Origin of the sequence: Nonomuraea deserti, assembly GCF_004348685.1 — a bacterium.
GTDB lineage: Bacteria > Actinomycetota > Actinomycetes > Streptosporangiales > Streptosporangiaceae > Nonomuraea > Nonomuraea deserti.
The window spans coordinates 17,071-29,925 of record NZ_SMKO01000113.1 but is presented as its reverse complement, the minus strand read 5'-3'; the positions used below and the strand labels follow the sequence as shown (position 1 = coordinate 29,925).

At 66.5% G+C, this 12,855-nt stretch carries 11 protein-coding genes; 2 read left to right on the top strand and 9 right to left on the bottom strand.

Annotation, left to right across the window (positions count from 1 at the left end; genetic code table 11):
- Nucleotides 1-89: 89 nt before the first annotated feature.
- Genes E1292_RS31845 through E1292_RS31830 form a run of 4 tightly spaced genes read right to left on the bottom strand, consistent with a single transcriptional unit; the run spans nucleotide 90 to nucleotide 5,047 of the window.
- Nucleotides 90-938 carry a hypothetical protein gene (locus E1292_RS31845; RefSeq protein ID WP_132599591.1) on the bottom strand — a complete coding sequence of 283 codons (849 nt, stop codon included), beginning with the start codon at nucleotides 936-938 and terminating at the stop codon, nucleotides 90-92.
- Nucleotides 922-1,599, bottom strand: a complete 678-nt coding sequence (locus E1292_RS51515) for a LamG domain-containing protein (protein WP_246090472.1) — start codon at nucleotides 1,597-1,599, stop codon at nucleotides 922-924. Before E1292_RS51515 ends, E1292_RS31845 begins: the two co-directional genes overlap by 17 nt.
- Nucleotides 1,596-2,345: an Ig-like domain-containing protein gene (locus E1292_RS31835; protein ID WP_132599587.1), complete on the bottom strand. Its 750-nt coding sequence runs from the start codon at nucleotides 2,343-2,345 to the stop codon at nucleotides 1,596-1,598. The genes E1292_RS51515 and E1292_RS31835 overlap by 4 nt, the downstream gene beginning before the upstream one ends.
- On the bottom strand, nucleotides 2,342-5,047 hold the full coding sequence (locus E1292_RS31830) for an Ig-like domain-containing protein (RefSeq protein ID WP_132599585.1): 2,706 nt from the start codon (nucleotides 5,045-5,047) through the stop codon (nucleotides 2,342-2,344). The genes E1292_RS31835 and E1292_RS31830 overlap by 4 nt, the downstream gene beginning before the upstream one ends.
- Nucleotides 5,048-5,622: 575 nt before the next feature.
- Between E1292_RS31830 and E1292_RS31825 the strand changes: the two genes are divergently transcribed.
- Nucleotides 5,623-6,428, top strand: a protein-coding gene (locus E1292_RS31825) for an IS5 family transposase (protein WP_165974847.1) whose coding sequence is annotated in 2 segments (ribosomal slippage) — nucleotides 5,623-5,974 and nucleotides 5,974-6,428 — 807 coding nt in all. Because the reading frame shifts where the segments join, the coding sequence is not laid out codon by codon here.
- Between the two features lie 117 nt (nucleotides 6,429-6,545).
- Here E1292_RS31825 and E1292_RS31820 read toward each other — a convergent pair.
- On the bottom strand, nucleotides 6,546-6,923 hold the full coding sequence (locus tag E1292_RS31820) for an ectoine synthase (protein WP_132599583.1): 378 nt from the start codon (nucleotides 6,921-6,923) through the stop codon (nucleotides 6,546-6,548).
- A 63-nt stretch (nucleotides 6,924-6,986) separates the two neighbouring features.
- Complete coding sequence (locus E1292_RS31815; protein ID WP_165974846.1) at nucleotides 6,987-8,189, bottom strand: aminotransferase class V-fold PLP-dependent enzyme; 1,203 nt, start codon at nucleotides 8,187-8,189, stop codon at nucleotides 6,987-6,989.
- Nucleotides 8,190-8,260: 71 nt separating this feature from the next.
- Here E1292_RS31815 and E1292_RS31810 point away from each other — a divergent pair, with 71 nt between their 5' ends.
- Complete coding sequence (locus E1292_RS31810; RefSeq protein ID WP_132599579.1) at nucleotides 8,261-9,169, top strand: LysR family transcriptional regulator; 909 nt, start codon at nucleotides 8,261-8,263, stop codon at nucleotides 9,167-9,169.
- A 3-nt stretch (nucleotides 9,170-9,172) separates the two neighbouring features.
- Here E1292_RS31810 and E1292_RS31805 read toward each other — a convergent pair whose 3' ends face one another.
- The 3 genes from E1292_RS31805 to E1292_RS31795 are packed head-to-tail and all read right to left on the bottom strand — an operon-like array spanning nucleotide 9,173 to nucleotide 12,766.
- Nucleotides 9,173-10,282 carry an amidase gene (locus tag E1292_RS31805; protein WP_132599577.1) on the bottom strand — a complete coding sequence of 370 codons (1,110 nt, stop codon included), beginning with the start codon at nucleotides 10,280-10,282 and terminating at the stop codon, nucleotides 9,173-9,175.
- A gap of 4 nt (nucleotides 10,283-10,286) precedes the next feature.
- The gene (locus E1292_RS55510; protein ID WP_132599595.1) at nucleotides 10,287-11,849 is read right to left on the bottom strand and encodes an amino acid ABC transporter permease/ATP-binding protein; all 1,563 of its coding nucleotides are present in this window, start codon (nucleotides 11,847-11,849) and stop codon (nucleotides 10,287-10,289) included.
- Between the two features lie 2 nt (nucleotides 11,850-11,851).
- On the bottom strand, nucleotides 11,852-12,766 hold the full coding sequence (locus tag E1292_RS31795; protein ID WP_165974845.1) for an ABC transporter substrate-binding protein: 915 nt from the start codon (nucleotides 12,764-12,766) through the stop codon (nucleotides 11,852-11,854).
- Nucleotides 12,767-12,855: the final 89 nt, after the last annotated feature.

Here is a 12,855-nt window from a genome sequence, read left to right as displayed (position 1 = left end):
CCGCCTGCACTCAGCCATCGGCCACCTCCCGCCCGAGGAGTTCGAGGCGATCTACTACGCTCAGCACCATCCCAACGAAGCCCTAGCAATCAACCGCTGAGGTCTCCATCAAAGCCGGGGCGATTCACTTCCCTGTCATGCGACGCAGGCTTGGGAGTGTTGATCAGATACGCGAGATACGGCGTCGCACGCCAGCTCTCGATCGTCTTGAGCTGGGTGGGATCTCCCTGCTGGATCCGGCATCCTTGCGTGGCGAGATCGAATTCGATCTGGACATCGTTCAGATCATCGTCCAGCTCGGTGCGCCTCACTCCTCTGTTCCAGACACCGAAGTCCGTCAGCTTCACCCAGAACTTGATGTTCTGCGGCTTCAGGCCGGCCTGGTCAGCACTGCCCTTGTAAATGGCGTTACCGGTGTGATCGCCGATGTAGGTGTGCGCCACCCAGGTCGCCCGGAAGGTGAACACATCGTCGTCGGTCACCTTGTCCAGCACCTGCGCCGGAATTCTCAACGGCCCCGGGAACAGTTTCACCCACCAGGCCGTCTTGTTCCTGCGCTTCTTGACGCCGTTGTCGTCGTACTCCTCCCATCCGCCGTGTCCGATCCAGGAGGTCCAGCATGCCGAGTGCGGGCGCTCCTGCATCCGCGAGTACGCGTCGGTGAACCTGGGCGCCCGGGTGGTGGCGTAGCAGTCCTCCAACGACGGGTGTTTGTAGCCGAAGTTGGCAGCTACGGCTGGGGCCTGGAGGGCGTTGGCTGATGCGGGCGGCTGCTCATCCGACCGGACATCGCCGACCTTGAACGTCTGCCATTCCGACCAGACACCGGATGCGCCAGGAGCCGTCGCGCGGGCCCGCCACCGCATCCATTGGCCCTTCTTGAGCTTGCCGGACGGCACCTGCAGCGTGTGCCGCGACGAGTCAGCTTCGCCGGTCACCGTGCCCGACCAGGTCAGCTCCTTGGTCCCCGACCATCCGGCCTTCGGCGACCTGGGCTTCGATGACTTGTCCGGCTCCGGAGCGACCTCCACTTGCACCGTCGCCGGACGTCCCTGCGGGTCCGTCACCCAGGCGGTGAACGTCGGAGTGGCGCCCCTTGTCGTCGGAGACCTCCAGTTTCTCAATGGCCGGGATGGCGCTGGTGGACGCCGCGCGCCGTGCCACCGGAACAGCGCCGATGGGGGTGTTCATGTCAGTCTGGATCTCAGCCGCGCTCTGGGCGCGGTTGTAGACGCGCACCTCGTCGATCACACCACTGTAGAACTCGTCCCAGAAGGCGTTGCCGCCGATCCGCAGCGCTCCCCCATCGTCGAGGACGTCGCCGGCCCATGACGCCTGCTCGACCTGGGTGCCGTTGACGTACAGGCGGCCCGTGCCGTCGGAGTAGGTGAACGCCAGATGGCTCCACTGATTCAGTGGCAGAGGACTGCTGCCGCCGACTCCGCCCGCCTCTTCGGTGGTCTCCAACCAGCCCGCCGGGGCACTGAACTCGGTGGAGGCGTACAGGCCGTAGGCGCCGCCCGTGTCGAGCTCCTTCATGAGCACGGTGCGGTAGAGATTCCCTAGCGCCGATGGCCGCACCCAGGCCGAGAGCGTCAGACTGTCCGCCAGGCGCAGTGACGCAGTGTGCTCGACCGTGACCCAACTGGAGAAGCCGTTGAACGACAGCGCCGTACCGTGCCTGCCCGCGACCCAGGTGGTGTCCCGGGCGGCTCCGGTGTTGTCGCGGCCGGAGGAGTCGCCCACGGTGGTCCCGACCCCTCGTCCATGCCGTAGGCCGCCACGAGTCCCCCCGGTGGCGCCACGCCCGTGGTGAACGACCAGATGTACGGCCCGGCCATGGCATTGCCCGCGCCGTCTCTTGCTCCGGACATCTGGCCGGTGTATATGGTGGCCTCGGCCAGTGGCTGGGCGGGGGTGAACGTGAGCACCCGCTGGGTGGCATCCATCACCGTCGTGCCGGCAACCGCCACGCCGGCCGGACTCTTGAGCGTGAACTGGGCGTCGGTGACCGCCTCGCTGAACGTCGCGGTGACCGGGGTGGTTAGGGGAACGTCCGTGGCCTGACCCGCCGGAGTGACCGCGGAGACCGTCGGTGGCGTCGTGTCGGGGTTGGGGGTGCCGGAGCCAACGGAAGTGTTCATGTCGGCCTGGATCTCAGCCGCGCTCTGGGCGCGACTGTAGACGCGCACCTCGTCGATCAGGCCACTGAAGTACTCGCTCCAGACCTCGTTACCGCCGATCCGCAGCGGGCTGCCGTCGTCGTACAGGCTGCCGGTCAGTGCCCTTTCGTCGACCTGCTGGCCGTTGACGAACAACCGCAGCACGGAGCCGTCGTAGGTCAACGCCAGGTGGCTCCAGGTTCGACCGACAATGGCACCGTACCGTCAACGTACGAGGAATCGTCGGGAGAGGTTTGCACCCATCCGCCCGGAGCCGATTGGTCGGTGGCGGCATACAGCGTGTATGAGAGGCCGGTCCCGCTCAGTTCCTTGCCGACCACGCTGCTCCAGTCAGCCACTGTGGCAGGGTTGACCCAGGCTGAGAGTGTCATCCCGGTTGTCAGACGCAGCGACGCGGCGTCCTCGACGGTGACCCAACTGGAGGAGCCGTTAAACGACAGCGCCTTGCCATACTTGCCGTTCTGCCACGACGTGGCGGAGGCTGTCCCGGTGTTGTCGTGGCCGGAGGAGTCGCCCACGCTCGTCCCGGCCCCCTCGTCCATGCCGTAGGCAGCCACGAGCCCGGTTGGCGGTTTCGCGCCGGTCGTGAACGACCAGGTGTACGGCCCTGCCATGGGGTTGCCCGCGACGTCCTCGGCCGCGGACACCTCGGCGGTGTACGCGGTGGTCTCGGCCAAGGGCTGGGCCGGGGTGAAGGTGAGCACCCTCTGACCGGCATCCATGGCTGTCGTCCCGGCGACCTCCGTACCGGCCGGGTTCTTCAGCGTGAACTCGGCGTCGGTGACTACTTCGCTGAACGTCGCGGTGACCGGGGCTGTGACCAGAACATCCGTCGCGCCGGTGGTGGGGTTCGTCGCCGTCACCGTCGGCGCCATCGTGTCTGGACCGCCGGCGGTGAACGACCACGTGTAGGGAGACATCGAGTTCTCCCATACGTCGGTCGCATCTGAAACCACTGCCGTGTATGCGGCTCCGGGATCCAGTGGCCGCTCGGGAGTGAACGTAGCCACTGTCCCGGTGCTGTCGTAGTCCACTGTCGCGGACACTTCGGCGCCGCTCGCATCCTTGAGCAGAGCGGTGGCCTCGCCGACCGGCTCGGAGAACGTGACTTTCAGCTTGGTGCCGAGGGGTACGTCGACGGCGCCATTCGCGGGTTCGACAGCGACCACTTGCGGCGCGCGTGTGTCTTCACCCGTTCCGTCTTCGCCGTCGCTTCCCTCGGGGGAAACATCGAGCTCGTCCGCCACCACCTCGAATGGCTCCCCGTCGCGTTGTCCCGCGATCTGGCCGGAGAAGGTGTTGTCGATTGTGGTCTGTTCGCTGCCCGTGGGCTCATAGATCGACCTGGCGCGGGCTTCCTCGAACGTCGGGAGGCTCGTGATGGGGTCGGGTGACGTGAAGGTGAAGCCATCGACGACCGGCGGCGGAGGCGGTTCGAAGTCTACGGTGAGGATGGGCGGGTGGAGGGTGCCCAGGCAGTCTTGCCGCGGGGCCGTGGTGCAGCCGCCGGCCTCGTTGGTCCGGTAGCGTCGCCAGTTTCTAAGGTCTGACTCGTTGCCGGCGGTGAGTTGGAAGCCGTAGTTCGGCTCGCCGTCCGCCCATGTCTGCACAATGTCGTCGACGGAGTGGATCAGGTCCCACGGATAGTTCATGGCGCCGGTGCAGTTCTCGCCCGCGTAGCCGGCGTATTCGGTGTCTGCTCCTGTGGGGGTGACGCGGGGCTGATTTGCCCATGTCAAGGTGGAGACGTCCCAGCGTTCTGTCACCTGGTAGGCGGTGACACCGGATCCGACGAACTCGCCGCAGTCGCTGGATAGGTGGTTCCAGAGGACCAGGTCTGCGTTCTGGACCCTTGCTCCCCGGATCGGGTGGTCGGGCGGGAACTCGTCGAAACGAATGTAGCTGCGCCAGCGGACAGCGCCGCCATTGGACTTGCCGACGAGGATCCGGTCCAGGCCGCTGTTGGCGTAGCCGTCTGGGTAGTCGGCGTTGTTGACGAAGGTGTCGTTGCCCACGTCGGGCTCCCACCAGTCGCTGTCGAACGCGGACAGCGTGACCGGGTAGGCGACGGCGGGGTCTGCGAGGTAAGCGGGGTCGGGCGTGTAGACCAGCGCCGAGGCACCCTCGTCCAGTGTGACGGCGGCTTTGCCGACCTTGCCCGCGTCGATGTCGCTGTTGAGGTCGGTCGCGACGGAGTCGAGAAGCAGCGCCGGAGGCAGGTCGGCGAGCTTCTTGCTCTGGGAGAGCAGCGCCGGTTTGCCTGCGGTGTCCTTGTCAAGGGTCAGGTTCTTCGGCACCGTCGTAGGGATGCGGAAGCTGACCGGTTCGGTGATCCGCTCACGCAGGACGATCTCCTGCTTGAAGCCTGTCGCCGTGGCGGTGACGACCAGGTCTATCCCGTCGCCGTAGACCGAGGCGTAGGTGGCGGTGCTGCCGTCGATCGTGGGCTTGGGGAGTTCGCCGGGGCTACCGATGGTGGCCGATCCCTCGATGCCCTTGCTCTTCAGCACGAATGCGTCGTCGCCAGCCGAAAGAGTCAGATCACCCTTGACGACTTTCGGCTTGATGACACCGCCGCTCTTGACCAGCGTGGTGTCAACGGGGGTGAAGCCGTCGCCCTTGGCATTCTTGACCCGGATGGGCTGTTCGTGCTGCTCCATGCGCAGGGTCTTGCCGTCGGGGTTGGTGTAGTACGTGGCGTTCTCCGAGCGCAGCGACTCGATCTCGACGCGGCGGTTGTCCTTCTTGGCCTGCGCCAGCGCCTTACTGGTGGGCGTGGCCGGGGTGCTGCGCGCCGTCGTGGAGGTGGGGGTAGGAGTGGTCGAGGGTGGCGTGGGGCCCTGGGCGATCGCGGGTGCGCTCATCAGCGAGAGCGGCAGTGTCAGGACCGCGATCAGGGCAGCGCGGCGGCGCGTCCGGCTGGATAAGCCAGACGCTGTTCGTGATGTCCACTCGATCCTTTCGAACAGATGTGGCAAAACCAAGTGATCATCACATGTTCGCTGCATATAGTAAAGATCCTTTTCTGTAAACGGGAAAGCCAGGCTCCGTTAGCACCAGTCGTGTCAAAGCAGGCAGGCGCACCCGAAGCCCCCTACAACCCAGTTCCGCAAGATCCACTCCGCGAGATTCCCGACACGACCCGGATGGCCGGGTACCACACCGCACCGCCACCAAGCCAGCGCGAGGGACACCGACGCTGACCACCATCAAGCACCCGCACCTGAAAGCGGGAACACCTTGCAGAACACTCGCGGCGAATGTCGTTCTGACCAGGTAAAACAGAAGTCGAGTGATAGGTGGCGGGAGATCATTGTCGAGTAACCGCGACACATTCAGCGGCAGCCACATATCACCCATCAGTAGACATAGCGACCTCCGAACAGCTCGAGCTCTCCTAAGACCGTGACTCATTTGGGTGTTGATCGTTGATTCGGTCGTGGATGCGTTCCTTCGACGGCTGGTGCCTGATGAGTTGTGGGAGTTGTTCCAGCGGGTGGTCCCGCCGGCGCCGACGCGACCGCAAGGTGGCGGGCGACGGCGGGTGGACGACCGGACGATTCTGGCGGCGATCGTGTACGTGGCGACCACCGGGTGCGCCTGGCGGCAGTTGCCGCCGGTCTTCGGCGCCTCCTGGCAGACCGTGCACCGCCGCTTCACCGAGTGGAGTACCGCGCGGGCGTGGGCCAAGCTGTACCGGATCCTGCTCGACGAGCTCGGCGCCCGCGGGGAGCTGGACTGGTCGCGGTGCGCGATCGACTCGGTCAGCGTCCGGGCGGTCAAAGGGGGGAGCTGACAGGCCCGAATCCTGTCGATCGCGGCAAGAAAGGGTCGAAGATCCACCTCATCACCGAACGGACCGGTCTGCCGCTGGCTGTCGCGATCAGTGCCGCCAACGTTCACAACAGCCTGGCGCTGGAGCCGCTGGTGCGGTCGATTCCGCCCATCCGTTCCCGTCGCGGACCCCGGCGGCGGCGACCCGGCAAGCTCCACGGCGACAAGGGCTACGACTACCCGCACGTGCGGACCTTCCTGCGCGGCCGGGGCATCATCCCCCGCATCGCCCGTCGCGGAATCGAGTCCAGCCAGCGCCTGGGACGCCACCGCTGGGTGGTGGAGCGCACAGTCTCCTGGCTGGCCGGCTGCCGCCGCTTACACCGGCGCTACGAACGCCGGGCCGACCACTACGCAGCCTTCGTCGCCATCGCCGCAGCCCTCATTTGCTACCGCCGACTCACCAAATGAGTCACTGTCTTAAGGGCCCACGTCGAGGGCGTCGTTCAGCAAACTCACTCTCACGGTCTTGTGCCTGGAGGGAGAAGGATTGCCGCTGGCTCAGCCCGGACCACGTCCATGACGCGTTCAGTAGCCTGATGGCTTGTCGGGGTTCGAGTCGTGACGCTCGTCGCCGCGCAACGGCGGGTTGAACACGCAGATCAGTCTCATGCCCGTTTCACTCAGCAGACGGTGCTCCTCGCCTAGTTCAGCCGAGTAGAGGGTGCCTGGCCGCAGGTCCCATCCTCCCTCCGTCGTCTCCACGCGGCCATTGCCCTCGATGCAGTAGCAGGCTTCGAGATGACGGTCGAAGCGCAGCAAGGTCTGCGTGCCGGGGCGGACGTAGGTGTCGGTGATGGCGTAGCCCCGCTCGTCAGCGGCGACCACCAACCTGCGACTAGTGCCGTTGCCCCAGTCGACATCGCGTGATGTGCCGAGGACGTCTTCCAGGGTCCTGACAAGCATGGCCTTCTCCCTACATCTTGCAGCTGGTCTTCCGGTGGGCGAGGTGGTGTGGATGGCCCATCGTCACGGGCGCGCGGACTCCGCGATGCGGGCCAGGGCGCTGAACGTGCGATCGATGTCCTCGAGGGTGTGGTAGTGAACGAATCCGGCTCTGACGACCCCCTCGGTGAGCGGCAGCCCCAGAGCGCGGACGGTCTCGACCGCGTAGTTGTGGCCTGACGACACGAAAATGCCTTCCGCGGCGAGCCTGCGGGCGACGACGTGGGGCGAGATCCCTTCGACGTTCAGTGCGAAGGTCGTTTCCCTGCCTTGGGTATCGTCGCGGCCGTGCAGGCGCACCGACCGGATACTGCGTATCGCGTCGAGCGCATGGCTGAGAAGTGCCTGCTCGGAGCCTCTGATCGTGGTGAAGCCGACCTCACGAATGTACTGGATGGCGGCGCGAAGTCCCGCGATCGACGCCAGTGGCGGCATCCCGGTCTCCCAGCGGCGCGGACCGGCCAGCGGCGCAGCTCGTACGTGGTCGGGAGAGAGGCGGTCCAGCAGGCGGGGGGAGGCGGACAGCACGCCCATGTGCGGACCGAAGAACTTGTACGGCGAGCAGACCTGGACATCGATGCCCCAGTAAGACTGGCGCAACGGGAAGTGCGCGGCGGCTGCGACTCCGTCGGCGTAGGTGATGGCGCCCGTAGCCTTCGCCGCCTCGACGAAGGGCTCAGGGGACACCGTCGTCCCGATCAGATTGGACGAACGGGTGAAGGCGATGAGCCGCGTGCGCTTGTCGGCGGCGCTTTCCAAGCTGCGCAGATCCAGTTCGAAGGTGGTGGGGTCGAGGCGAACGAAACGCACCTCCGCCCCGGTGCGCTGGGCGATGTCCAGCCAGGGGGCGACGTTGGCGTCATGGTCGAGCTGGGTGCAGACGATAACGTCCCCGGGTTTGAGGGTCTGCTGAAACGCCCGAGCGAAGTGCCAGGTCAGTGTGGTGGTGTTGGCGCCGAAGACGATGCCTTCCGGGTCGCCGCCCGCGAAGCGGGCGAAGGCGGCGCGTGTGTCCTGGAGCATGCCGGCCGTTTCGAGCGAGGTCGCGAAGACCCGATGTGGATTGGCGTTGCTCTCGCGCTGGAAGTTCGCCATCGCCTCGATGACCGAATCGGTGACGTGGGTGCCGCCGGGAGCGTCGGCGTGGACGAACGGACGCTTGTCGCCTCCCAGACGTCGCAGGCCGGGAAACCTCTCGACAGAGGGGAATGGCGCATTCGCTGTCATGCGGCTATGGTGTCCCAACACCATTAAGTGTGTCCAATACATAGTTATGCTTGCTTTGATATTGTTTCCATATGGAACTGCGGCAGATTCGCTATTTCGAGGCAGTGGCGAGGCTGCTGCACTTCACCCGGGCCGCCGATGAGCTCCGGGTGGCACAGCCGGCGCTGTCACTGCAGATCCGCCAGCTCGAGACGGAGCTCGGCGTACAGCTGTTCGACCGGACCACCCGCCGGGTCGGGCTAACGGACGCTGGGGAGACGCTGCTGCCGTCGGCGCGGCGGATCATCGCCGAAGCAGACGAGGCCCGCGCCCGGCTGCGCGACATGACAGGCCTGGAGGCCGGGAGGGTGACGATCGGCGCGCAGCAGTCACTGATCGCCAGCGGTGTGCTGCTCGACGTGCTCGTCGAGTTCCGTGATCGGCGCCCGGGCGTGGACGTCGTGGTGCGGGAGGAAGCGGCGGAGGGGTCGTTGGCCATGCTGGTGGAGGGACTCGTCGATCTCGTACTGGCGATGGTCGACGACGTGGCCGATGACTCGGCGTTTCTGGTCGAATCTCTCTTTCAGGAAGAGGTCGTGTTCGTGGTGGGCCACGGCCACCGGCTGGTCGGCGCGGCCGTCGAACTGCCGGGCCTGTTGGCAGAGCCCTTCATCGCCTTCAACGAGGGGGCCGGGCTGCGGCGCATGTTGCTTCGAGCGTGCGTCGACGCGGGTTTCCAGCCGCGTATCGCCTACGAGAGCGGCGCGCTCGGCAGCATCAGGGCCATGGCAGCGGCAGGCCTGGGCGTCGCGCTGCTGCCGCTGCCCGTTCTGCGGGTGCCGGGACCACCGGTGAAGGTCCTGGACACGGGAGTTCGGTTGCGGCGCACGATCTCGCTGGTACGCCCGGCGGAGCGGTATCACACCGCGGCCGCCAAGGCGCTCACCACCTTGTTGCGTGCCCGGCTGAAGCAGATCCACTCATCGCCCGGACCGGCGTGACGATCACTCCTGCGCGGTGCTGAAGCGGGCGCCGAACGCCAGGATCTGGGGCTCACTGCCGGGACGGCCGAGGATCTGCAGCGCTCCGCCGTCCGCTGGTACGGCCAGCGCGGGCCAGCCGAGGGCGTTGGCGACAGGCGTGCAGGACAGCAGGCGCTCCGACGTCGTCAGCGTGTTGTCCTCGTAATCCCGCAGCACCTCGGTCACCGTGGGGGGTTCTCCCGGGAAGACCGGCATGACGAGGAGGTCGAAACCGGCGAACGCCCGCTCGAACCTCTGGCGCCAGCGCCGCATCTCCTGTTTCGCGCCGACTGCGTCGCCCAGCGGGCCCGACATCTTCACGTGCAAGTCGGCGCCGTATTCCTCGGGCTGTTCCGCGGATCGGGTCTTGTGCAGCGCGTAGCTCTGCTCACGGAAGACCGTCCAGTGCTCGTCGAACGGCATGGGTGGCAGGTCGATGTCGCCCCAGTAGGCGGTGCGGAGCTGGGATGCCGAGGGCAGGCGCGGGATCCGCAGCACGCGCTGGATCACCTGCAGGTCTCTGGCGAGGTAGCCGATCGAGTCGTGGCTGGGGGAGAGGGGATGCACGCCCGTCATCGGCACGCTTCCATGTGCGCACTTGAACCCGTACACCCCACAGCAGGCCGCGGGGATGCGCACCGATCCGCCCGTGTCGGTGCCGATGGCCAGGTCGCACACGCCTGCGGCGACCGCGATGGCCGACCCGCCGCTCGAGCCACCGGGCGTGATGTCGGGGCGGCCGGGGACGCGCATCAGGCCATAGTGCGGGTTGTAGCCGCTGACGCCGTAGGCGTACTCGTTGAGGTTGGTCTTTCCGAGCACGATGGCGCCCTCGTGCTCGAACCGCGACACCACCGGAGCCGACGCCTTCGGGACGTGGTAGCGGTAGCGCGGCGAGCCGTATGTGGTGCGCAGTGCAGCCGTGTCGATGAGGTCCTTGACGGCCACCGTCATCCCGCGCAGCCGTCCTCCCGGATCGGCGTCGGCCCGGCGTAGTGCGGCGTCCGGATCGACGGTGATGAAGGCGCCGAGGCCGGGATCGATGCGGTCGAGGGCGGCGAGTACCTTCGCCCGGACGGATGTGATCGTCATGTGGTCACCCCTGGCCGATCGCGGCGAGAAAACGCTGGGTGCGCTGATGCGCCGGTGCGGAGAAAATCTGATCGGGCGCACCGTCCTCGATGATGCGGCCGGCGTCCATGAAGACCACTCGGTCAGCGACCAGCCGGGCGAAGTCCATCTCATGACTGACGATGACCATCGTCATGCCCTCGTCGGCCAGCGAGGCGATGACGCTGAGTACCTCGTTGACGAGTTCGGGGTCGAGCGCGGACGTGGGCTCGTCCAGCAGGATGACCTCGGGTTCGACGGCGAGCGTCCGCGCAATGGCGACCCGCTGCTGCTGGCCTCCCGACAACTGGTGAGGGTATTTGTCCGCGTGCTGTTCCAGGCCGACCCTGCGCAGCAGGGCGAGGCCGTACTCCCGCGCGCCGGCGCGCGGAACCAGGCCGAAGTGCCGCGGTGCAAGGACGACATTCTCGAGTGCGGTGTAGTGCGGGAACAGCTCGAAACGCTGGAACACCATGCCGACCCGACGGCGTCGCTCGGCGAGGTGACGTTCCGGCTCAGGGCGAATGGCCGAGCCGGACGGGCGGTATCCGAAGGGCTGGTCGTCGAGCAGGATGGTCCCTTGATCCGCGATCAGCAACCGGTTCAGACAGCGCAGCAGCGTCGATTTACCCGACCCCGACGGGCCGATGATCACGCACACGTCGCCGCGGCGGATCTCGAGGTCGACGCCGGCGAGCACCTCCCGCCCGCCTAGGGCCTTGCGCAGATCGCGGGCCTCCAGGACGACGGGAGCGCTCATCGGTCGGCCCGCGCGTGTCGGTGTGCGCTCCCGCGGCGTGGTGGTCTGCGCGGGCACGGCGGGCTGAGGCGGTACCTCACCGCCGGGCGCGGGCCGCCTCTCGCGCTCACGCCGTACGTCCAGCCGTCGCTCCAGGACGTGCTGGACGCCGGTGAACAGGGTCACCATGGCCAGGTAGACGATGCCGATCACGCTGAGTGTCTCGAGGATGAGGAAGTTGCCGCTGTATATGCGCTGGCCGGTTAGCGTGAGCTCTACGAGGGAGATGACCGAGACCAGCGAGGTGTTCTTGAGATTGGACACGTACTCGTTGCCTAGACCCGGGATGGCGATGCGGAACGCCTGGGGCACGATCACGTAGCGGTGCAGGGGCACGCTGCCGAACCCCAGAGCCCGCCCGGCGTCGCGCTGCTCGGGGCTGACCGCCGTCAGCCCGGCGCGGAAGACCTCGGCCATGTAGGCGCTCTCGCTGAGGACGAGCGCCACCAACCCGGCGTTGAACGGATTCGACAGGAACTCGCGGGTGACAGGCAGCGCCGGTGGGACGGCGTTGTAGACGAAGATGACGAGCAGCAGCAGCGGCAGGCCGCGGAAGAGCCAGACGTAGGCCCCCGCCGCACGCCGGGCAGGGGCGAGACCCGACCTTTTGAGCAGCGCGAGACCGAGTCCGAGCACGCCGGCGATCATCCAGCTCAGCGTGGCGAGCCACAAGGTCGTGACTGCCGCGTCCCAGATCTGCCCGTTGGCGAACAGGCCGAAAGCGTAAGCCCAGTCGAAGTGAAGGTCCATGGTCACGTATTTCCGGCGAGAGCCTTCTGCACCAGCTCGGGGTCGGGTGGTTCGAGCCCGTACTTGTCGAGGAGCTTCTTCAGTTCACCGCTCTTGTGCAGGTGCTCGACGGCGCTCTCGAAGGCGCGCCGCACGTCGGGACGGTCCTTGCGCACCCCGATGCCCGCGGGCACGGGGTACAGCGGGGAGGCGTTCGACGTGGTAAGACCGAACGAAGCGACCTGCTTGGCGCGGTGCAGCACGATGGAGTGGTTGGAGAAGAACGCCTCTGAACGGCCATCGGCGACGTCACGTGTGGCCTCCACGTCGGATGGGAACGATTTGGCCTTGAGCGGCTTGCTGGTGTCGCGGCATTGCTTACCAAGTTCGCCGGTGGTGATGAGTTGTTCCTCGAAGCCACCGGCCAGGACGGCCACTGTGTGTCCGCACAGGTCCTCCGGCCGTCGGGGCTGGAAGGCGCCATTCTTCTTGACGAGGAATCCGGAGCCGGTCTGCGCGTACGGCACCAGGTCGATCTTCTTCGCCCGCTCGGCCGTGATGTAGAGGACGGAGATCACCGCGTCGTACCGGCCTGCCTCGAGCCCCGTGACCAGAGAGGCGAAGCGCCCGTCGACGAGTTTTACCTTCAAGCCCATGAGGTCGGCGACCGCCCGGTCGAACTCGACGTCGAAGCCTCGCGGCTCGGTGCCCTCGTAGTAGTCGAAGGGCGGCCCTTGAAAGTCGGCGGCGATCGTCAGGGTGCCTGGGAGGATGAGCTGTTCAGGAGGCGGAATGACGGCGGGCGGGCGGCTGGCGCCGGACTCCGTGCCGGAACCACAGCCCACGATGAGGCCGAGCGCAATCGCAATGGTCACTATGAATGATCGCTTCATGGCGTCTCCCGGTTCGATACGCGTGTAGGCAAGCCTCACCCCCATGGGACTCAGTCGTCCAATACATGACATATCTGAAACTCATTCGCTCACACTATAAATTGGGCGACTCTGTCGGTGATCTTCCGGAAGTC

What these genes read in the sequence shown, in the direction of transcription:
- E1292_RS55510 (WP_132599595.1), bottom strand. Translation starts at nt 11,849, where the DNA reads ATGGACCTTCACTTCGACTGGGCTTACGCTTTCGGCCTGTTCGCCAAC.
- E1292_RS31830 (WP_132599585.1), bottom strand. Translation starts at nt 5,047, where the DNA reads ATGAGCGCACCCGCGATCGCCCAGGGCCCCACGCCACCCTCGACCACT.
- E1292_RS31810 (WP_132599579.1), top strand. Translation starts at nt 8,261, where the DNA reads ATGGAACTGCGGCAGATTCGCTATTTCGAGGCAGTGGCGAGGCTGCTG.
- E1292_RS31815 (WP_165974846.1), bottom strand. Translation starts at nt 8,189, where the DNA reads ATGACAGCGAATGCGCCATTCCCCTCTGTCGAGAGGTTTCCCGGCCTG.
- E1292_RS31820 (WP_132599583.1), bottom strand. Translation starts at nt 6,923, where the DNA reads ATGCTTGTCAGGACCCTGGAAGACGTCCTCGGCACATCACGCGATGTC.
- E1292_RS31805 (WP_132599577.1), bottom strand. Translation starts at nt 10,282, where the DNA reads ATGACGATCACATCCGTCCGGGCGAAGGTACTCGCCGCCCTCGACCGC.
- E1292_RS31795 (WP_165974845.1), bottom strand. Translation starts at nt 12,766, where the DNA reads ATGGGGGTGAGGCTTGCCTACACGCGTATCGAACCGGGAGACGCCATG.